At 55.3% G+C, this 22,657-nt stretch carries 7 protein-coding genes and 2 tRNA genes; 7 read left to right on the forward strand and 2 right to left on the reverse strand.

The window, feature by feature from the left end; translation table 11 throughout:
* Positions 1 to 44 precede the first annotated feature (44 nt).
* Both Mag101_RS01590 and Mag101_RS01595 read left to right on the forward strand, forming a co-directional pair.
* The gene (locus Mag101_RS01590) at positions 45 to 2,006 is read left to right on the forward strand and encodes a ShlB/FhaC/HecB family hemolysin secretion/activation protein (protein ID WP_232325093.1); all 1,962 of its coding nucleotides are present in this window, start codon (positions 45 to 47) and stop codon (positions 2,004 to 2,006) included.
* Positions 2,007 to 2,066: 60 nt separating this feature from the next.
* Complete coding sequence (locus tag Mag101_RS01595; protein WP_077399861.1) at positions 2,067 to 13,193, forward strand: filamentous hemagglutinin N-terminal domain-containing protein; 11,127 nt, start codon at positions 2,067 to 2,069, stop codon at positions 13,191 to 13,193.
* 84 nt (positions 13,194 to 13,277) lie between these two features.
* Here the strand turns inward: Mag101_RS01595 and Mag101_RS01600 are convergent.
* Positions 13,278 to 13,364 (reverse strand) — tRNA-Leu (locus tag Mag101_RS01600).
* Between the two features lie 220 nt (positions 13,365 to 13,584).
* On the opposite strand from Mag101_RS01600, the gene ppc reads away from it, so the two are divergent.
* Positions 13,585 to 16,242 carry a phosphoenolpyruvate carboxylase gene (gene ppc, locus Mag101_RS01605; protein ID WP_077399865.1) on the forward strand — a complete coding sequence of 886 codons (2,658 nt, stop codon included), beginning with the start codon at positions 13,585 to 13,587 and terminating at the stop codon, positions 16,240 to 16,242.
* Positions 16,243 to 16,459: 217 nt separating this feature from the next.
* Here ppc and Mag101_RS01610 read toward each other — a convergent pair.
* A tRNA-Leu gene (locus Mag101_RS01610) sits at positions 16,460 to 16,546 on the reverse strand.
* Positions 16,547 to 16,939: 393 nt separating this feature from the next.
* On the opposite strand from Mag101_RS01610, the gene rnr reads away from it, so the two are divergent.
* From rnr to Mag101_RS01630, 4 genes are all read left to right on the forward strand, one after another.
* Positions 16,940 to 19,852 (forward strand): ribonuclease R, encoded by a 2,913-nt coding sequence (gene rnr, locus Mag101_RS01615; protein WP_232325094.1) that lies wholly within the window; start codon positions 16,940 to 16,942, stop codon positions 19,850 to 19,852.
* A 3-nt stretch (positions 19,853 to 19,855) separates the two neighbouring features.
* Positions 19,856 to 20,614, forward strand: a complete 759-nt coding sequence (rlmB, locus tag Mag101_RS01620) for a 23S rRNA (guanosine(2251)-2'-O)-methyltransferase RlmB (RefSeq protein ID WP_077399871.1) — start codon at positions 19,856 to 19,858, stop codon at positions 20,612 to 20,614.
* Between the two features lie 216 nt (positions 20,615 to 20,830).
* Positions 20,831 to 21,961: a hypothetical protein gene (locus tag Mag101_RS01625; RefSeq protein WP_077399874.1), complete on the forward strand. Its 1,131-nt coding sequence runs from the start codon at positions 20,831 to 20,833 to the stop codon at positions 21,959 to 21,961.
* The gene (locus Mag101_RS01630; RefSeq protein ID WP_157520103.1) at positions 21,949 to 22,581 is read left to right on the forward strand and encodes a hypothetical protein; all 633 of its coding nucleotides are present in this window, start codon (positions 21,949 to 21,951) and stop codon (positions 22,579 to 22,581) included. Before Mag101_RS01625 ends, Mag101_RS01630 begins: the two co-directional genes overlap by 13 nt.
* The last annotated feature ends 76 nt before the right edge of the window (positions 22,582 to 22,657 follow it).

Consider the following 22,657-nt stretch of genomic DNA (forward strand, 5'->3'; position numbering starts at 1 on the left):
GTAGAGCCGGTATCAAATGAAGGTGGAGGGAATCAGTGTCTTGTTTGGTTAAAAACTTTTTTTGCATCGTAATTGCGTGTGTGTTGGTCGCGGCATTGCCCGCTGAAGCGCAGCAATCCGATTCTGGATTTCGCAGTCGCGTGCAACAGGCCTTTGAACAGGACGTGCCTAACGTCAATGATGAGGATGTGGCCAGGGAGTTTGAGCGGCGGTCACGCGAAGCACGTTATCCAAACCTGGATGCTGATATCCCCGAGGTGTCTGGGCGCGACCTGGGGCCGCGTATTTCGGTAAAGGCATTTCGCTTTCATCGTCTGCAGGAGTATCCGGAATATGGTATCGAGCGTTCGGTAATAGAGGAAAAGGCGGAAGCTCTGCGTGTGAAATACATGCAAGAGGACCAAATGGTGGCCGGTGGCTTTACCATAGATGAACTAAAAGAACTCGCGCTGTTACTCGAGGGGGTCGGGGCTCGGTTTGAACCACAAAATCTCGGGCCACGTGAACTACGCCGCCTGGTCAGTGTTGTGGAGCGGCAAAACGCAGAGCGCGGTCTCACGTACGGTGACTTGGAAGATATTGCCGCTGAGCTCACCCGATTCTATCGCCAACAGGGGCTGTTTCTCGCGCAGGTACAGATTCCTGCACAGGAAGTAAAGGATGGCGTGGTGGTGTTCAGTATCCAGGAGGGCGTGCTGGGCCAGGTTTCCGTGCACGATAACCGGCGCTATGGGAGCGAGCAACTTGCTGCTGCGTTTTCTAGTCATAAAGGCGCGCTGGTAAATCACAAAAATGTCGAGGAATCCCTTTATCTATTGAATGACCTTCCCGCTCTTAATGTAACCGGCTATTTTACTGCGGGAGATAGCCCCGGAGAAACCCGCCTGAACCTGAAGGTGCGCGATGAGAGCGGTTGGCGCCTTGTAACACGCATGGATAACCATGGTTCTACATTTACTGGTGACAACCGGATATTCACTTCTGTCGACGTATTCAATCCCATCGGTATCGGGGATGAGCTTACCGTAGGTTATCTCCGCTCAGTGGGCAGTGGTAGTTTCGACTCGGAGTTCGGCTCTAACCTGGGGCAGCTCAAGTACAGTTTGCCTTTGTTTGGCCCGCGTACGCGACTGGAAATCTCCGCAGATTACAATGAGTTTGTTCTCCATGATGCGGAAGATCCGAGTAACTTTATCAATTTGTTAGACATTAATGGTGTCAATGAAAGTTATGCATTAACCGTAGATCACAAATTCCGTCGCTCGCGCGATTTTAATCTCAGCGGATCTATAGCCGCTACAGAAAAGAAATCGGATATCAGTGCCGTTATTGCGTTACCGGATGAGGGTGAACATGTAATTGGTGCCGAGGCAGGATTTTACATGGATACACTGTCCGGCGGACGTGTGCCCATGCTGAATGTAATCAATGCGAAAGCGCAGTTCGGAGAGTTTCAGACGCTTGTTGATCCCGCCCGCGGCAATGATTTTGTTAAGTTTGCAGCTGAAACAAGCTCATTGTTGTTTTTACCCACACCATTTGCCGATGTTCAATCCCGCCTAATTTTAAAAAGCCGCTGGCAGTATAGTGAGACAGCGTTGCCGGCCTTCGAGCAATTTTCGCTGGGTGGCGCTAACGGCGTGCGGGCTTTCGATGTGCGTGATTTTTCTGCGGACCAAGCCGGTCTCTTGACGATGGAGTGGTATCCAGGGTTTCCCAACGCCATCAATCCCATTGTTTTCGGGAATCGGCTGAGCGATATGTTGCAGGTTGCGCTGATTGCTGATGGCGGCTACGGCGTGGTCGAGAATTATGAACCATTCGTAAAAAACGACTGGGCAGGCTTATCCGGTGCCGGTGTGTTGGTCAAATTCAGTTGGAATGAAAATTGGGCGAGTCAATTCTCGCTTGCCTGGCCGACCATGTCGAGATCGTCCATTGACGGCACTGGCGATGATGCTGATGGGCCAAGACTCTACGCCGACTTCTCATACTTTCTTCAGTGAACAATTGATAGCTGCTATCCGTCGAGTACGGAGGCTTTCCGCACCATAGTGAATGACATTATGAATACCAAGAAGAATATTCTTTCCAATGCCATAAAAATCGTCTGCCTGGGATTGTATGCTGGTCAGGGCGCTTATGCCGCTTCAGGTACGGCGGATGTTATTGCTCATACGGAATCGGTGACGGTCGAAGATAACGTCGATCCATATGACACGAAGGTCACTATTTCAACTAGGTACGGCGAAATTGACTGGGATAATTTTGATATTGGTAATGGGGAGAGTATCCATTTCGATTTTTCACAAGTGGGTGACGGCGAGTTCAGTAGTTCCCATCTAGTTATTAATCGTGTTTTGAATGCAGAAAGTTCGATTCTCGGGACAATGTCTTCTGATGGGCACGTGGTGCTTATAAATCCGCGCGGCGTGATGTTCTCTGAGTCATCCACTGTAGATGTAGCGGCGTTAACGGTCTCTGGCATCGCCAGTAGCGTGAGTTATGTTGATGGCGATGGTGTTCTACAGCAGTCCAGCGATGTTGATTATGGAACTGTGTCGGAGAATGGCTCCGTATCGAACCTGGGTAACATAACGGCTCAATCAGGGGGCGTAACGCTAATCGGAAATAGCGTGCACAATCTGAAAGATACGATAGACAATACGGAATATACCGGATCGATAACCGCCACAAGGGGGACGATCAATATGATCGGAGCCGGTCAGGCGAGTATTTCTATCGGTCAGGACGGCTTGGTTTCTGTGGCGGTTGAATCTCAGGCGCTCGAGTCAGAGTTGGGGCTTGATGCTGCTGTTCTCAATGACGGCATTCTTCAAGGTGCAAATGTAATCATAGAGGCGAGAGTTGCCGATGATCTGTTCACCCATGCAGTCAATAATACCGGTACTATTACCGCCAGTGGTATTGATGTGGCGGGCGGCACAATCAAGCTTTCCGCTTCATCAGCCAGTGATGGCGTAAGCGGCAGTATTCTCAATGAGGGTCGTATCGAGTCGGCGACAGGCGCGGTATCGTCAGATCATATCAGTATTTCCGGTGATACTGTTACGCTCGGCGCGACCAGTGAACTGGTTGCCGACGCAACCCTGAACGAAGATGGCGGTACGGTATTTGTTTCAGCAACCAATGCTTTGAACCTGGGCGGGAGTATTAGTGCTATAGGCAATGGGACCGGTTTTTCCGGCGGTTCTGTTACCACGCGAGTGGACGGGCAGCTTGGTATCACGGACGGAGATTTTTCAGTTGCCACCACTGGCCAGGATACTACAGGTGGTGACTGGAGAATTGGCGCCTCCGCTATCACGGTAGAAAATAATTCGGCAGATAACATAGATGGCGCTGTTGTTGAGGCTGCTCTGGGTAGTAACGCAGAGCTCATCCTGGATGCGGAGAACGGCAGTGTTGTTATCGATGATGATGTTGTCTGGACCACAAATTCTGAATTGATACTTGAGGCCAGCGAGTCAGTATCAGTTGCTCAAAAGAGCAACGGACAACCCAGTCAATCCAACCATGTCATTGGCGGTGATGCGGCGGGCATTCTGAGCGTGTCGGCGGTCGACGGTTTCACTAATGCCGGCAGCGTTGATGTGACAGGATTCGAACTTTCGCTCGGTGTTACGAGTGATACGGGCGGAGCAGCGCCGCAAGATCTGGTGACTGCCGAGCTGGGTGAGATCACCTCTGAAAGTACGATAAAGGTTGAGGTGGTTAATGGCACTTATGGTATTGATGTCACCCAGATTCAGGGGTTAGCGCTTTTCGAAATCGATGACCAGGTTCCCGCCGATGATCCGGTAACCTTCATCGGCTCGGATGGGGTTGTCGTTAATGCGGTTGAGAGCGTCAGCATTCAGGGGGCGAGTAGAATTGTCGCAACGGATTTTTCGCTCCATGGTTCTGAGGGTGATGACGCATTTGCCTTGACCGGCGATGGCGTGGTTTACGAAAACGTCACTTTCGATGGTGTGACCGCTGTCGATGCCCTTGGCGGTACGGATGCCATGGTCGGCAGCGGTAGCGACTGGGCCATCCAGGATGCCAGTACCCTGACAAGCGATGGCATCAGTTTTACCGGATTAACTTCCCTGGACGCGAACGGTGCGGATCTGCTGGGAACGACGGGTAATGAAAGCTTTACTCTGAATGTCGATGGCAGTGTCGACTTTGCCGGAACCACGATTAGCGCACTCACGCGCGTGGATGGTAATGGTGGTACAGATAGCCTGACCGCGACGGCCTATGTGGATGGCCTTGCCTTATCCGACACGGCCGGTGAGCTGACCGCAGGCACCCTGACTTTCGCGAGTATTACCAACGCCGCAGTCGCAACACTCACAGGCACCAGCGGTGTTGAGCAGTTTGCACTGGATAATTCGGTCAACCTGACTCTGGATGGTACCAGCTTCGTTTTCACCGATGTTACCAGTCTGATCGGTGGCGGCGGTGCGGATACGTTTGCCAGTACTGCGAGTACCAGCTGGACACTTACTGACAGCGCCAGCATCGTGAATCACGGCGCCCTGGCCGTTCAGGATATTAATATTCTGTCTGGTGGCAACGGTACCCTCACAGGCCACAGTGACGGTCATAGTTTTACCATTACCGGCGACAATGCACTGGATGTTGGGAGCCTGCAATTCTTCGGTATCAGTAGTGTCAACGCGGATACCGTAGCAGCGGACTCCATCACTGCGATTGCCGCAGTGACACTCGGCGACAGTGATGGAGCGCTCTCCACAAATGAAATTGCCTTTACCGGCATCGACAGCGCGAGTGCCACCACATTGAATGGCACAGACTCCGGGAACACCTACGCGCTTACCGGAAGTGGTGCGCTCGATGTGGCCGGTATCAGCTTTACCGGGCTGACTGCGGTCAATGCCGGCAGCGGCAGTGATATCGTCAACTCTCGCGCGAGCCAAAATTATGTGTTGAACGCTGGCGGTAGTATTCAACATGAAGATATTGCATTCAGTGGTGTCGAGTCGTTTGCAGGTACCAATGCAGATCTGGATGCAAGTAACCTGAGTGGCGATCTGCAGCTCACCGATAACGCTGGCGAAGCCAGTACGGGTAGCACCACTTTTAGTGGTTTGGATTCTGCCACTGCGAGTAGTTTGCGTGGGGATCTTGGCAACAATGAGGTGGCTGTGATCAACAGCACTACCGTCAATGTTCTCTCTATGTCAATTAACGGCGTTGCCGATGTCACGGCCACAAACGGTGGTACCGTCAATGGAGCCGATGGGCTCGCATGGCTTTTGGTAGACCCCGATTCGGCCAGCAACAACGGAATTGAATTCCATGGGTTTACCGATCTTGTTGGTGTAAACGCGGGGCTTGTTGGTACCACGGGCGACGATACGTTTAGCCTGAGTGGCGATGTGGACAATATCGCCGTTGCCTCAAATTCAATGGTATTTACCGGCGTAACAGCAGTGGACGGCAATGGCGCGCTCAACGGTGATCAACTGGACGCCAGCAGTTTTACCGATGCGCTCACGCTTACCGGTATTGCCAATACCATACAGGCTGGAAACGGTTTCATCTTCAGCAATATCAATTCAGCTACCGCTGGTAGCCTGATCGGCAGCGGTAGCGACTGGGCCATCCAGGATGCCAGTACCCTGACAAGCGATGGCATCAGTTTTACCGGATTAACTTCCCTGGACGCTAATGGTGCGGGTTTACTCGGAACGACGGGTAATGAAAGCTTTACCCTGAATGTCGATGGCAGTGTCGACTTTGCCGGAACCACGATTAGCGCGCTCACGCGCGTGGATGGTAATGGTGGTACAGATAGCCTGACCGCGACTGCCTATGTAGATGGCCTTGCCTTATCCGACACGGCCGGTGAGCTGACCGCAGGCACCCTGACTCTTGCGGGTATTACCAATGCCGCAGTCGCAACACTCACAGGCACCAGCGGTGTTGAGCAGTTTGCACTGGATAATTCGGGCAACCTGACTCTGGATGGTACCAGCTTCGTTTTCACCGATGTTACCAGTCTGATCGGTGGCGGCGGTGCGGATACGTTTGCCAGTACTGCGAGTACCAGCTGGGCACTTACTGACAGCGCCAGCATCGTGAATCACGGCGCCCTGGCCGTTCAGGATATTAATATTCTGTCTGGTGGCAACGGTACCCTCACAGGCCACAGTGACGGTCATAGTTTTACCATTACCGGCGACAATGCACTGGATGTTGGCAGCCTGCAATTCTCCGGTATCAGTAGTGTCAACGCGGATACCGTAGCAGCGGACTCCATCACTGCGATTGCCGCAGTGATACTCGGTGACAGTGATGGTGCACTTTCCACAAATGAAATTGCCTTTACGGGCATCGACAGCGCGAGTGCCACTACATTGAATGGTGCAGACTCCGGGAACACTTACGCGCTTGCCGGAAGTGGTGCGCTCGATGTGGCCGGTATCAGCTTTAACGGACTGACTGCGGTCAATGCCGGCAGCGGCAGTGACATCGTCAACTCTCGCGCAAACCAAAATTATGTGTTGAACGCTGGCGGTAGTATTCAACATGAAGATATTGCATTCAGCGGTGTCGAGTCGTTTGCAGGCACCAATGCAGACCTGGATGCAAGTAACCTGAGTGGAGACCTGCAGCTTACCGGTAACGCCGGCGAGGTCAGCACGGGTAGTGCCACCTTTAGTGGCTTGGATTCCGCCACGGCGAGTAGTCTGCTCGGGGATGTCGATGGCAACACGGTAGCAGTGATCGACAGCGATACCGTCGATGTTCTCTCCATATTGATCAACGGCGTTGCCGATGTCACGGTTACTAACGGCGGAACTGTCAATGGCGCCGATGGGCTCGCCTGGCTGTTGGTCGATAACAATACGGCCACGAATAACGGGATTGCCTTCCACGGATTCACCAACCTGGTTGCCGAAAATGCTGGCCTTACCGGGACCACAGGTGATGACACCTTTGTTCTGACCGGTGATGCCGACAATCTTTCCGTTGGCTACAGCGCAATGACATTCACCGGGCTCAATGCTGTGGATGGCAATGGTGCTACCAGTGGTGATCACCTGAATGCCAGTGCCTTCGGCGATGCTCTCTCACTTACCGGTAGCGACAATACGCTACAAGTTGGAACGGATGTAATTCTGACGAATATCGATACCGCCTCAATTGCCAATTTGCTAGGTACTGCGGGGAATGATGCGTTTGCCGTGACCGATGCCGGGGTCGTCTCTATTTATGGATTGAGCATAGATGGTTTGGATGGCGTCACTGGGGGCGGTGGCAGCGACAGTTTGAGTAGTACCAGTACCCTTGAGCTTATTGATAGCACCCAGGTTGCTCTCGTCGATAGTGATGAAAATCAACTGGTTGTGTTTGACGGCCTGTCCCAACTCAGCGCCCAGACATTGCTTGGTACAGACGCCACCGATAACCTCCAGTACAACCTCAATAACAATCTGGTTGTTAACGGGTATGAGTTGTTGTCCATTACTGCTGTCGACACCCGTGGTGGTGCGGATGCTATGGTCGGCAGCGGTAGCGACTGGGCCATCCAGGATGCCAGTACCCTGACAAGCGATGGCATCAGTTTTACCGGATTAACTTCCCTGGACGCTAATGGTGCGGATTTACTCGGAACGACGGGTAATGAAAGCTTTACCCTGAATATCGATGGCAGTGTCGACTTTGCCGGAACCACGATTAGCGCGCTCACGCGCGTGGATGGTAATGGTGGTACAGATAGCCTGACCGCGACTGCCTATGTAGATGGCCTTGCCTTATCCGACACGGCCGGTGAGCTGACCGCAGGCACCCTGACTCTTGCGGGTATTACCAATGCCGCAGTCGCAACACTCACAGGCACCAGCGGTGTTGAGCAGTTTGCACTGGATAATTCGGGCAACCTGACTCTGGATGGTACCAGCTTCGTTTTCACCGATGTTACCAGTCTGATCGGTGGCGGCGGTGCGGATACGTTTGCCAGTACTGCGACTACCAGCTGGGCACTTACTGACAGCGCCAGCATCGTGAATCACGGCGCTCTGGCCGTTCAGGATATTAATATTCTGTCTGGTGGCAACGGTACCCTCACAGGCCACAGTGACGGTCATAGTTTTACCATTACCGGCGACAATGCACTGGATGTTGGCAGCCTGCAATTCTCCGGTATCAGTAGTGTCAACGCGGATACCGTAGCAGCGGACTCCATCACTGCGATTGCCGCAGTGATACTCGGTGACAGTGATGGTGCACTTTCCACAAATGAAATTGCCTTTACCGGCATCGACAGCGCGAGTGCCACCACATTGAATGGTGCAGACTCTGGGAACACTTACGCGCTTGCCGCAAGTGGTGCGCTCGATGTGGCCGGTATCAGCTTTACCGGACTGACTGCGGTCAATGCCGGCAGCGGCAGTGATATCGTCAACTCTCGCGCAAACCAAAATTATGTGTTGAACACTGGCGGCAGTATTCAACATGAAGATATTGCATTCAGCGGTGTCGAGTCGTTTGCAGGTACCAATGCAGATTTGGACGCAAGTAACTTGAGTGGGGACCTGCAGCTTACCGGTAACGCCGGCGAGGTCAGCACGGGTAGTGCCACCTTTAGTGGCTTGGATTCCGCCACGGCGAGTAGTTTGCTCGGGGATGTCGATGGCAACACGGTATCAGTGATCGACAACGATACCGTCGATGCTCTCTCCATGTTGATTAACGGCGTTGCCGATGTCACGGTTACTAACGGCGGTACTGTCAATGGCGCCGATGGGCTCGCCTGGCTGTTGGTCGATAACAATACGGCCACGAATAACGGGATTGCCTTCCACGGATTCACAAACCTTGTTGCCGAAAATGCTGGCCTTACCGGGACCACAGGTGACGACACCTTTGTCCTGACCGGTGATGCCGACAATCTTTCCGTTGGCTACAGCGCAATGACATTCACCGGGCTCAATGCTGTGGATGGCAATGGTGCTACCAGTGGTGATCACCTGGATGCCAGTGCCTTCGGCGATGCCCTCACACTTACCGGTAGCGACAATGCGCTACAGGCTGGAACAAATCTCACGCTAAGCGATATCGCGACCGCTTCTCTTGCCGAGCTTATCGGTCACGATGGTGACGATACGTTTACGGTAACAGGTAGTGGCACCATCACCACCGCAGGCATGTCCATCTCTGACATTGTCTCGGTTAGCGGTGCCGGCACAGATGTTAATGGCGTTAATACGCTGGTGGCGGATGGCACTGCTCAATTACTGGAAGAGGGTAACGGTGCAAACGCCGTCAGTTATGCGCTCAATGGTGATATTCGGTTTTACGACATAGGAAGAATTCTCGCTGAACTAGTGGAGGCCACAGATGGCGATGACCTGTTGGCGTTTACTGATGCGGGTAATGTGACGGTCAACGGAGTGGAAGTTGGCTCTTCTACTTTTGTTGATGCACGGGCTGGCAACGATACTGTTACTGGCTTGAGTGGTCAGGACTGGTTATTGCAAGGCGAAAGCAGTGCCGTAAATAACGGGGTCACATTCGACAATGTCGAAATACTGCTGGCTCAGGATGCCAACCTGGTGGGGAGCGGCTCTGCGGATGCCTTCACTCTGAACAGTGATGGCAGTTTGAGTGTAGGCCTAATAACTGTCAGTGGCATGTTGCAGGTGCTGGGTGATACGGGTAGCGATACCCTTGATGCTACAGGATTTTCCAGCGGTCTCACGTTGACATCCACCGCAGATGTATTGAGTGCCGATGGTTTACGTTTCAGCGGCATAGAATCTGTCGAGGTAGCCAGTCTCACCGGTACCGACGGTGCTGAGCAATTTAGCCTTGAGAGTGACGGCACTGTGACTGCAGACACTGTGCGTTTTAGCGGTGTCACTTCACTGAACGGTGCCGGGGGTGAAGACAGTTTCAACAGTACTGCGGCCGAGGACTGGTTGCTCACTTCCGATGTCGCCCAGGTTAATCATGGTGGTCTGTCACTAATACGGGTAGAGAATCTGGCCGGGGGCAGTGGCCGGCTTCAAGGTGATGCTTCCGGCCATGTTTTCTCGGTAATGGCTGACAATGCTCTTAGCGTAGGTGATATGAGCTTCGCCGGAGTCAGCAGTGTGGACGCGGCCTCGGGCGAGGATAGTGTTGAAGCGCTGGATGTAATTACCTTGACCGGTAATAGCGGGGCCTTTAACACCAGCGAAATCGCATTTACCGGCATTGAGTCCGCAGTCGCCCAATCGCTTATCGGCAGTACCGGCGCTGACACCTTCGAGTTGTCCGGTAGTGGGGCTCTCTCTATTTTTGGTATCGCCTTCAGTGGGCTTTCCAGTGTTGATGCCAGTGGTGGCAATGATGAAGTCATCTCACGATCTGGTTTGGGTTATGCATTGGACGGAGACAATCGTGTACAGCATGAAGGCATTGTTCTTACCGGCGCCGAACAATTCACCGGCACATCCGCTGCACTTGATATCACCGGCCAAGCCAGTGCGGAAATCGTCGGGGAAGGAGCGGTGTTTGCGGGAGGCGCGTCCTTTAGCGGTATAGACGCCCTGAGTCTGCAAGATCCCGATACCGACCTGCAAGTTTGGAATGGCGTTTCCCTGGTTGGAAACGGTTCTGTTGTTAGCGGTGGTGTTGATGTGTCCGGGGTAACGACGGTCTCAGGCACGGATGTGCTTACTGGAACCAGTGGCGATGATGTCTTCACCGTGCAGGCAAACAATTCTCTGTCTGCCAGCGGTATTCTTTTTAGTGATGTAAACACCATTAGTGCAGGTGTCGGTGAAGATACGGTTGTTGGGCTCTCTGGTAGCGACTGGGAGTTGTTGGGAAGCTCTGGTTCCCTGTCCCACAGCTCAATGACATTTGATGCTGTCGAGCTGGCACAAAATGGTAGCGGGCATGTGATCGGCGCTGACTCCGGCAGTCTCTTCGCGGTAGCGGCTGATGGAACGCTGCGGGTCGACAGTATTGCGTTTAGTGGTGTTAACAGTGTTGCTGCCGGAACTGGTGCCGACAGTGTGAGTAGCGCGTCCGCAGGCAACTGGGTATTGGGTGATGCCGATGGCAGCGCGGCGATTTCCGATATCGCGTTTTCCGGGATCGAAGTGGTGACCACCGAATCTGCGCTGGTAGATGGTACCCAGAACAGCATTGTCGAAACTTATGAATTAAGTGCCGACGGTAATACGCTCAGTGTGCTGGATATCCTGTTTGAAAGTGTTTCTGAGGTTATATCTGGTAGCGAAGCGGGCGACCAGGTCGCCAGTGCCGCCAGCAATTGGCAGGTGGATGCTTCGGGCTCGGTAACAGCCAATGGCGTTCTCTTTGATGGTGTCGATCAGGTTGTGGCGCAAAACGCCGGCCTGGGTGGTACCAGCGGTGATGAAGAGTTTGTCCTGACCGGATTGGATGGCGGCGTGCAGGTTGGAGGTGTCGAATTTAGTGGTATTGAATCCGTCGCCGGAAGTGGCGGCAACGATACCCTTGTGGGCACCGACGGTAGTGAGACGCTTGTTCTGGATGCTTCCGGTGATATGACGGTGGCAGGAACCGTGTTTACCGGTATTGGTCGTGTGGACACCGCCGGAGGTGAGGACATCGTCACCGGTGGCAATGGACGTTGGACCTCCGCTACGCAGGATTCTGCTCTGATCGAAAATTCTGCGGTGGCGCAGCTCGATAGCATCTCAGTAATTTTCGAAAATCTGGAGCAGGTTAGCGATACCGGTATCTATAGCGGTCCGGACTTCTCTGCGGATTATGCATTGTCCGGGCCCGCGCTCCTGACCATGGGCGGAGTGAGCTTCACAGGTGTGGAGTCGATAGTCGCAGGCAGTGGCAGTGACACTCTTTACGGTATGGACGCAATACTCTCGTGGACGCTTGGTGATGGCGGCAACACGGTTTCTAACGAGCAGTTTGCTGTTGCATTCAGTGGCTTCGAACATGTTGTGGCTGGTGCCGCAGAAGATACTTTTTATCTTGAAGGTGGCGCCTTTACCTCGGTAAGTACCGGCGCGGGTAATGATGTTGTTTATATGAGCGGCACTTTGCTGGATAGCTTGGTACTGGGCGCCGGCGATGATCTGGTACAGCTGCTCAGCGACAGCGAACCTACCGTGTTGTCCGCAGGTGCTGGCAGTGACCGCTTGGAAGTGTATCTCACCGAGCAAAGCTGGCAGATCAATGGTGAATCCACTGCGCAAAATGCCGTTGGCAATTTCTCATTCAGCGGCTTTGAGCAGCTGGCAGATACCACCGGGGGCCTGAGCCTTGTGTCCAATCAGCAGTTGGATTTCACCGTAGCTGATTCGGGGGCAGGTATTAACTTTAGTGCCGCAGGTATGACGCTGGAGTATGACCCGGTAGGTGACCTGTCTCTGACCAGTGCAAGTCGCGAAACCATCGGCGGTTCGTTGCTGGCGGAGAATGTCGAATTTAACCTTGCGGGGGATCTGGACATCGAGGCCGATGTGCAGTCACTGTACCTGAGCTCTAGCGACATCGATATCAATGTGTCTATCGTCGCCAATGAAGACCTGTTGATCGACCAGGTTGACGTCGGCCGCGGCAGCGTTTCGCTGACCAGTGCAAACTTTGGCTCACTGACTGCGGAAACCTTCGGCGACACACATATTACAGCTGCGACCATTCAGCTGGGTAGCGATCTGCAGCGCTGGGGCAGCATCGGTACCGAGATAAATCCTCTGCGTATGGATGCCAGCCAGTCGGTAGATATTGTTGCGCTGAGTTATTTTGAGCCGGCCTTTGTTGGGCGGCAGCCGGAGTTCACTGCCACCGGGGACCAGTTGGAATCTGTCGCTGGTGCGCAGACTGCCCAGGGGCTTAAATCGGTTATTCAAAACCCCGTGGATGATATTGCTCAGTTGGATCCGGGAATTTTCAGCGAGGTAACCCCCTACAGTCTTGGTATCGATGCATTGAACCTGCCGGAAGTGCGCTTGCATGGCGGTGAGCTTTTGCCAATGGGTGACGCTGAAGAGGATGACGAGCAACGTGAGAAGCGTGAACAGCGTGAGAGGGGCGCGGCGTTAAATCGGGAAATTGGCGCTCCGAAAGCTGCGCAGCAGGAGAATGCCATGCTGCCACCTCCGTTGCTGGAGAGTGCAATGGCTACGGGTAGCGCCAGTGTGGTAGGTGGCCGCTAGTTGTTACCCGCTTCCCGAAGCGCAAAACAAGGAGCGAAAAACAAAAAGGGGCCGACTCTTGCGAGTCGGCCCCTTTTTTAAAGATGGTGCCCAGGAGAAGACTTGAACTTCCACGACCTTGCGGTCACTAGCACCTGAAGCTAGCGCGTCTACCAATTCCGCCACCTGGGCAAACAGCGCAATGCGCCGTTGAGGCTGCGCACTATAGCCGTTTTTGGCAGGGTGTCAATTGTCAGGTGTGACCGGTGAATCCCGTGATAGTTACCTGACGGCGGGGTTTGTTGTATTTTCTTGTAGTTAAATTACAAGAATTTTGCCTGCAGCATCAAAATCTGGGCGGAAATATGTGAGAATACATTCCAGAAAGTAATTCGTCAGGGGGAGATATTCCATGGACCAAGATCAAAATGCACCGTTGCGGGAAGATGTTCGCCTTCTCGGCGAAGAGCTGGGAAGCGTATTGCGCGGCCAGGCTGGCGAAGCATTGTTCGATACCGTGGAGACCATTCGCCAGGTCGCGGTGGAGAGCCGCGGCCAGGGTGAAATGCCTGTAGGTAAATTACGAGAGCTGCTCGATCCTCTGGATGATGAGACCCTGCTGGAAGTGGCTCGTGCCTTTAGCCAGTTCCTGAACCTCGCCAATATCGCCGAGTTGCGCCACCGCGAGCGCCTGCGTCGCCAGCACGAGCGTTTCCCTGGTGATCCGGATACCGACCGTGGCCTGCGTCAGGTGTTGGAAGAACTGAAGAAGTCCAACGTAGCCCCCGAGCAGGTTCGTCAGGTGCTGGCCGATTTGTCCGTGGAGCTGGTACTGACTGCACACCCGACCGAGGTGACGCGCCGCACCCTGATTCGCAAATACGACCAGATGGCGGATCTGTTGACCGGCCTCGATCGCCCGGATTGCACACCGGAAGAGGCCGAGCGCCTGCGCCGTCTGTTGCGCGAGCAGATGTTGTCGGCCTGGTGCACCGATGAAATCCGCCGCGAGCGCCCGACGCCGGTCGATGAGGCCAAGTGGGGCTTCGCCACCATCGAGCAGTCTCTATGGCAGGCAATCCCCCAGGGGATGCGCGAAATTGAAGACGAGCTGGCGCTCGCCGGTATTGAGCCGTTGCCCGCAGATTGGGTTCCTATTCGCTTTGCATCCTGGATGGGTGGTGACCGAGACGGTAACCCCAATGTCACCGCCAAGGTTACCCGTCGGGTCCTGAACCTGGCGCGCTGGATGGCGGCCGATCTATATCTGCGCGATGTGGAAAACCTCCTCGCAGACCTCTCCATGCACCGCGCCAGTGAAGAGTTGCTGGCGCACACCGGGCCCAGCCACGAGCCCTACCGGTTGCTGTTGCGTGCGGTGCGCGATCGCCTGCGCAATACCCGTGAATTGATGGAAGCGCGCGTGAACGGTGCGGCGGAGCCTAAAGGGGAGGTGTATACCTCAAGTGACGAGTTGTATGAGCCTTTAAGCCTGATTGATCGCTCGCTGCGTGAAGTGGGGCTGGCGGCCATCGCTGGTGGGCAGTTGAAAGATACGCTGCGTCGCCTCAATGGTTTTGGCATCACTCTGTTGAAGCTGGATATTCGCCAGGAGTCCACCCGTCACGCCACGGCGATCGACGCCGTCACCCGTTTCCTTGATCTCGGCAGTTATGCCGAATGGGGTGAGAAGGTAAAGCAGAAGTTTCTGCTGGAAGAATTGGAAAGTCGCCGCCCGCTGATCAACGGTGCCTTCTACCAGAGTGAGTTCTGTACTGACGAAGTGCGCGAGGTGCTCGATACCTGCAAGGTAATTGCGGAGCAGGGTTCAGAGGGTCTCGGTGCCTACGTCATTTCCATGGCTCGCACTTCCTCCGATGTGCTCGCAGTCATGCTGCTGCAAAAGATTGCTGGCGTGCGTGAGCCCATGCGCGTGGTGCCGCTGTTCGAGACGCTGGACGACTTGAACAATGCGTTCGACACCATGCATGCGCTGTTGGAAATCCCTTTCTACCGCGAGCGGGTTAAGGCGGGCCAGGAAGTGATGATCGGCTATTCCGATTCCGCCAAGGATGCCGGCTTCCTTGGTGCCGCTTGGGCGCAGTTCCGCGCGCAGGAAGCGCTCACTCGTATATTCAAGGAGCACGGGATTCCGTTGACCCTGTTCCACGGTCGCGGCGGTTCCATCTCCCGCGGTGGCTCTCCCACCCGCATGGCACTGATGTCGCAGCCGCCGGGCTCTGTAGCCGGGCGCATTCGCGTTACCGAGCAGGGAGAAATGATTCGCTTCAAATACGGGCGCCCATCGGTTGCCGCCTACAACCTGGAGCAATATATCGCTGCAACTCTGGAAGCGACGCTGCTGCCGCCGGCAGAGCCGCGCCCGGAATGGCGCGCGGAGATGGATCGATTGACTCAGGCCTCGGTGGGGGCGTATCGCGAAGTGGTGCGAGATGACCCGGCACTGGTGTCCTATCTGCGTACCGTTACTCCGGAAACCGAGCTCAGCCGCCTGGCGTTGGGCAGTCGCCCGGCGCGCCGCAAGCCCGGGGGTGGTGTGGAAACCCTGCGTGCAATTCCCTGGGTATTTGCCTGGACCCAGATGCGCCTGATGCTGCCGGCCTGGCTGGGTACTGGCGCGGCACTGGAAACCGGCCTGGAAAATGCGCCGGATACGCTGCGTACCATGAGCGAGCAGTGGCCCTTCTTTCAGACCGTGGTGGATATGCTGGAAATGGTACTGGCCAAGTCCGACACCCGCGTGGCCCTGTGGTACGAAGAGCGCCTTACCGACGACCCAGAGCTACAGCGCCTCGGCGTCGAGCTGCGCAGCCGCCTGGACCGCACCGTCGCGGCCCTGAGCGAATTAACTGGTCGCGAAAGTTTGCTGGATAACAACCCGGTGATGCGCTGGTCCATCCGCGTGCGCGACCCTTATACCGACCCGCTGCACTTGTTGCAGGCGGAATTGATGGCGCGTCTGCGTACCCGTGAGGAAGACCCGGTGCTGGAAAGTGCGCTGATGGTGACGATTGCGGGAATTGCGGCAGGTATGCGTAATACGGGTTAAGAGCTTGTTAGTAATTGTTTGAAGTTAAATGCTAGGGAATTGGCGCCGGCTACAGCTTGGCGAGACCTTCTAAAACATGGATGTTTTAGAAGAGCCCTCAGGAGTGGGAATACGGCGTGTCTTGCCAAGCTGTGCCCGGTGGCAATGCCGCCACAGTCTTCGGCAAGTGCAAAACAAAAAGGGACCAACTCTTGCGAGTTGGCCCCTTTTTTAAAGATGGTGCCCAGGAGAAGACTTGAACTTCCACGACCTTGCGGTCACTAGCACCTGAAGCTAGCGCGTCTACCAATTCCGCCACCTGGGCAATTCAACGGTGTGCTCCGTTGAGGACGCGCACTATAGTGATTTGCCTAAGGGGTGTCAACGCTTTTTGCGGCGCGGTTTGTGCCCTTTTTTGTCCACTCAGACCCTATCGCTTGTCGTATCCGCACCGATATTCCAAATCAACGGGGGAATTGGTCCGCAAATCGCTTATAATCGCGGCAATGTGCAACGATTTCAGTGGCCCTGTGCCGCTTCCGGCATTCGCCACTCCAAATGCTCACCTTGGATTCTTGCCCGTGAACCTCATGCCTGGGAGTAAATCCCCGGCAGGCCTCCACCGAGACCTGGCAGTTGCACCCACTCACCTTCCTGCGCCGGATGATTCCGGGGCCGCGCAGAGCGCGTGCTTAAATGCAGAACATTGGAAGCAAATTTGAATCAAGATAAAACCAACCCCTCTGCGATCTCGGATGATCCTCATGCCGAGCGCGAGGCGGAGAAATACGAAAAACCCGTTCCCAGCCGCGAGTTTCTTCTCGATGTGCTGGAGCAGCAGCCAGGCCCCGTAGCCTGGGAAGCGGTAGCGGACCTGCTCTCGATTGACGATGAAGATCGCCGCGAGGGTGTGCGCCGTCGCTTGATTGCCATGAGCCGAGACGGACAGATCGCCAGCAACCGCGCTGGGGATTTCGGTGTGCTCGATAAAATGAGCCTGGTACGCGGTCGCGTAATCGGTCACCGCGACGGCTTCGGCTTTGTGTCCGCGGGCGACGGCGGCGACGACCTGTTCCTGTCTCACCGCCAGATGCGCAAAGTATTTGATGGCGACGAAGTGCTGGCTCGGGAAACTCCCGGCGGCTTCCGCGGCAAGCGCGAGGGCGCGGTGGTGCGGGTAATCAAGCACAACACCCAGCAGCTGGCCGGACGCCTGTATCGCGAAGACGGCGTTTGCTTTGTGCGCCCGGATAACCCGCGTATGACCCTCGACGTATTGGTCGCGGAAGGCAAGTGTGCCGATGCACAAAGTGGCCAGTATGTGGTGGTGAATATCACCACCCAGCCGGGCCGCAATAATTTGCCGCAGGGTGAGGTTGCGGAAATTCTCGGCGACCACCTTGCCCCGGGGATGGAAATCGACGTTGCCATTCGCAACTACGGTATTCCCCATAGCTGGCCCGCCGCGGTACAGACGCAAACCGACACAATCGCCGATGAGGTGCTGGAAGAAGACAAGGCGGCGCGCATTGATCTGCGCCAGCTGCCGCTGGTCACCATCGACGGTGAAGATGCGCGGGATTTTGACGATGCCGTCTACTGTGAAGTGCTGCCGGATGGCAATTGGAAACTGCTGGTCGCCATTGCCGATGTATCTCATTACGTGCAGATCAATACTGCGCTGGACCAGGAAGCCCACCAGCGTGGCAACTCGGTGTATTTCCCTGACTTTGTTGTGCCGATGCTGCCGGAGAAACTCTCCAACGGTTTGTGCTCACTGAATCCGCATGTGGATCGCCTGTGTATGGTGTGTGAAATGCACATCGATCCGTCCGGCAATATCCTCAACTTCCAGTTCTTTGAAGGCCTGATGCGCAGCCACGCGCGCTTTACCTATACCCAGGTTGGGGAAATGGTTGAGGAGCGGGATAACCGCGATAGTGGTGTTCGCAAGCAGTTTGCCGCACTTGCGCCACACATCGACAACCTGCACGACCTTTACGGTGCGCTGCGCGGTGCGCGCGATCGCCGCGGTGCCATCGATTTCGAAACCACAGAAACGCGGATCATGTTCGACGCTGCGCGGAAGATCGAGCGCATCGTGCCGGTGCAGCGCAACGACGCGCACAAGATGATCGAAGAGTGCATGCTTGCCGCCAATGTGTGTGCGGCTGAGCTGATGGAGCTGGCGGAGTTGCCAGCGCTGTACCGCGTGCACGACATTCCCAAGCAGGAGCGGCTGGAAAACCTGCGCGAATACCTTGGCGAGCTGGGCTTGCGTCTGGAAGGGGGTAGTGAGCCCCAGCCCAGCCACTACCAGGAATTGCTTTCGCAAGCAGACGGTCGCCCGGATTTCCATATTATCCAGACTATGTTGCTGCGCTCGATGAACCAAGCGGTGTATCAGCCGGAGAATCGCGGTCATTTCGGGCTCGATTATCGCGCTTATGCACACTTCACCTCGCCGATTCGTCGTTACCCGGATCTGCTGCTGCACCGCGGGCTGCGCTGGCTGGTGCGCAATGGCAGCGCCAATCCGGCAGCGGTGGCAAAGAAAGTGCGCCAGGCACCCGGTGCCCAGGTAATGGAGCGCGAGCAGATTTTGCCGTACACCGCCGTTGCCATGGTGGAGTTGGGAGAGCACTGCTCGATGACCGAGCGCCGTGCCGACGACGCAACCCGCGACGTGGTCAGCTGGCTCAAGTGTGAATACTTGCAGGACCATGTGGGTGAGGTGTACCGCGGTGTTATCAGCGCGGTAACCGGCTTTGGCTTGTTTGTGGAACTGGAAGATCTCTATGTGGAGGGTCTGATCCATGTCACTGCCTTGCCAAAGGACTACTACCACTTCGAACAGGCGCAACAGCGCCTTGTCGGAGAGCGCAGCGGTACGCGTTTTCATCTAGGTGATGGAGTGACCGTGCAGGTGGCACGTGTGGATCTTGAGGAGCGTAAAGTCGATTTCACATTTGTCGAATTGCATCCGCGCCCCAGCTACCAGACACCCAAGTATCGCAAGCCTAAAGCCGATAAAAAGGCTGATAAAAAGTCAGACAAAGAATCCCGTAAGCAAGATGACAGCAAGGTTAGTAAACAAGCCGTGAAGAACAGTGTTACCGGTGAGCCGACATCGGCGCCAGATGTGGAAAACAAGGCGAAGAAAGCGGCGAAAAAATCCCGTTCCGGAGAGGAATCAACTCAGGTCAGTGGCCGCGCGATGGAAATGGCAGTGGAGTTTCAGGCCGAGCGCCAACGTCGTGGCAAGCACGACTTTAGCAAAGAGGCGGAAAAGGCCAGCCCCTGGGGTGGTGGACTGAAAACCAAGCGCACCGACAAGGTTGAAGATGAGCCGCGTCCGATTCGTAAGCGCAAGGTGGGCAGCGATGACGCTGAGGTAGTGCCGCCATCAGAAGAGATCGTTTCCGAAACGGAAGCCGGCGAAGAGTCTCCACCGAAAAAGCGTCGCCCGAAGAAAACACCACCGCGCAAAGGTGGCAAGCGTCCGGCAGTAGCCGCGCGCAAAGCTGCGCAGAAAGCAGAAAAGGCCGAAGCAGAGCAGCGTGCAGCCAAGAAAGCAGCGAAGAAAAAGCTGAAGAAAAAACTGGCGAAGAAATCAGGTGGGAAGAAATAAATCGTGGCTCAGCAATTGGTTTATGGCTTGCACGCGGTGCAGGCCCTGTTAAAAAGTTCGCCCCAACAGGTGCAGGAGCTACTGCTGTTGCGCGGCCGCCGCGATCAAAAACTGCAGAAAATTATTCGTCAGGCGGAACAGAACGAAATCGTGATTCGCTTCGTGGATCGCCGTGCGCTGGATGAAAAAGTTGCCGATGAGGGTAACCACCAGGGCGCGGTGGCCATCTGTGTGGGTGATACCAAGATTTATGATGAGCAGTTCCTGAAGTCCTTGCTGAAAGACCTGGATACTAATGGCGAAGCGCCTTTCCTGTTGATCCTCGATGGGGTTACCGACCCGCACAACCTGGGCGCCTGTCTGCGCTCCGCGGATGCGGCCGGCGTGCATGCAGTCATTGCGCCCAAGGATAAAGCCGCGGGTCTCACGCCGACGGCGCGCAAGGTGGCCTGCGGGGCCGCCGAAGTGTTGCCGTTTATTACTGTCACCAATCTGGCGCGTACGCTGCAAATGTTGCAGCAAGCCGGTGTGTGGATATACGGCGCTGCCGGTGAGGCAGAACAGGATGTGTACCAGTCTTCTCTGACCGGGCCGCTAGCGCTGGTGATGGGTGCCGAAGGTCCTGGCTTGCGTCGTCTGACGCGGGAAAACTGCGATCACCTGATCAAAATCCCCATGGCGGGTGAGGTTAGCAGCCTGAACGTTTCTGTTGCCACAGGTGTTTGCCTGTTTGAGGCTGTGCGACAGCGTCGGAACGGTTAATCTGCCGAAAACGGCGCCTCTTTCGTGATATATCACGCAAAGCGCCGTTGATGCCATCTTCTTAATATTCCCCCACAACGCCTTTCTATCAAATCCCTCCTCACTTCCGTAGCTTGCGTATGGCCGCAGGTTCACTGCTGCGCTGCACAAGTGGTGCTCGCCTGAATGCGGCAATAAAAATACTCAAAACGATAAAAACGATGTGAGGAAGACGCGATGAACAAAAGGAAGTTACGCGGTTGTCTCGCCCTGGTGGCGGCAACCTTTTTACTGGTCGGCCTGAAAGCGCAGGCTCAGTCTTGCCCAGCTAGTCACCCGCTCGCTTGTGGCGGCGCCTGCTATGTGGATGCGGCGCAAGCGGCATCTGGTGGTTGTACCGTCGACGGCGGCGGTTCCGGTAGCAGTTCCAGCAGCTCAAGTAGTTCCAGTAGCAGTTCCAGTGGCGGTGGCAGCTCTAGTGGCGGGAGTTCTGGCGGGAGCAGTTCAAGCAGTAGCTCCAGCAGCGGCGGCAATGCGCTGAGCTGCCACAGCGATGAAAACCCGTCCCACGTCGAATCCGGTCGCCGCACCGAGTTCACTCAGGAGTGGTGTGACACCATATGTGTAACCTACGTGGGTAACGGCACCGGCTGTTTGAATGCTGCTGGTACCTTTGTGAGCAATGCCAGTATTTGTAGTGATCCGGCCAACGCACGCGAAGCGATTATTGATATCGAATACAACCTGGGCATCGAAGTCGATGACGAATTCCAGGCGCTGGCGGGGTATCAGGGGCCGGTTCCATCGATCAACCCGACAATTTCCGTGGCCGATGCGGAGACCTATTTCAGCGCTTTGATCGGAGTGGAGCGGGGTGTCGAATTGGTGCGCCTGTTAAACACCAATGGCGATAGCATTGTGACCCGCAACGAAGCGAGTCAGGCCAAAGGCTCCGACCCGCTGCAATTGCTGAATACCGATTTTGGTTGTGGTTTGTCTACCGATGACATCATGGCTTATGTCGGCCTGTATATGGGTGACGGTGCCATCGATAAATATGCCGGCGACCTGGATGAATCCGTGAAGGCGGCGATGCTGGAGTTCACCCGCAGCTGGCAGCCCGGTGTTTCTGCACAGGATTGTGAGTATCGCGGTGGTTGTGACGGCAGTGCGCAGCCCGAACCTCAGCCTGAGCCCCAGCCGGAACCAGAGCCTCAGCCGGAACCAGAGCCTCAGCCTCAACCGGAGCCAGAACCTGAACCGCAACCCGCGAACAGTTGCCCGGCTTCACATCCTTTGTTTTCTGCTGCCTGTAACCAGTGCTTTACCGACGAAGCCCAGGCCGCCTCGGCGCAGTGCGTAATCTAAGACTGCCATTGCTGGCGATCACCATCGCACTTTCCGGTGCGGGGGTGATCGCCCATTGGCTAATGCCATCATCACTGGTGTTATTGCCTCGCGCGGGCTCCGCGCAGGGTGAGCGAAGTGCGGTGGCGGCATCGCCCCGCTCGGCTGATCTTCAGCAGGTTATCTCTGTCAGCTCCCTATCAAACTCTTCACCAAGTGCGCCTTCGGTGCACCCGGCAGTCCCGGCAATCAGCGCGGGCGAGTTTATTGGTCGCAAACACGGCGCAGTTATTCAGGACGACTTTGGAAATTTTCGCGTGGATCTTTCTACTCGAGGATTTGCCTCGCGAGAGTATCTGGTGTCAGCGCGCCCGATTTATTACCCGCAGGAAGTTATGTTGGATAGTCCGGCACAAATTCAGGGGTGTCCACTGGTCGGTTATTACATTGAGGGCGGTTCGCACGGCAGTCTGCTAGTAGTTTCTGCAGGCGGCTTCCGCGTATTTCATTATCGCTGTCAATTTGATGTCGCGCGTAGCGTATTTCACCTGCAAAAGCTTGCCGATAACCCAGTACTGGACGGTAGCCTGAATCAACTATTAGCTGCAGCGGCAACGCTGCCGGCAAAAAAATCACAATGACTAATCAAGCAATATCAATTTCTTCAGCGCTCAGGGCAGTCGTCCGCGGATGGCACGTTTTGATTGTGGCGTGTGT

Origin of the sequence: Microbulbifer agarilyticus (genome assembly GCF_001999945.1) — a bacterium.
GTDB lineage: Bacteria > Pseudomonadota > Gammaproteobacteria > Pseudomonadales > Cellvibrionaceae > Microbulbifer > Microbulbifer agarilyticus_A.

What these genes read in the sequence shown, in the direction of transcription:
- Mag101_RS01625 (WP_077399874.1), top strand. Translation starts at nt 20,831, where the DNA reads ATGAACAAAAGGAAGTTACGCGGTTGTCTCGCCCTGGTGGCGGCAACC.
- ppc (WP_077399865.1), top strand. Translation starts at nt 13,585, where the DNA reads ATGGACCAAGATCAAAATGCACCGTTGCGGGAAGATGTTCGCCTTCTC.
- Mag101_RS01595 (WP_077399861.1), top strand. Translation starts at nt 2,067, where the DNA reads ATGAATACCAAGAAGAATATTCTTTCCAATGCCATAAAAATCGTCTGC.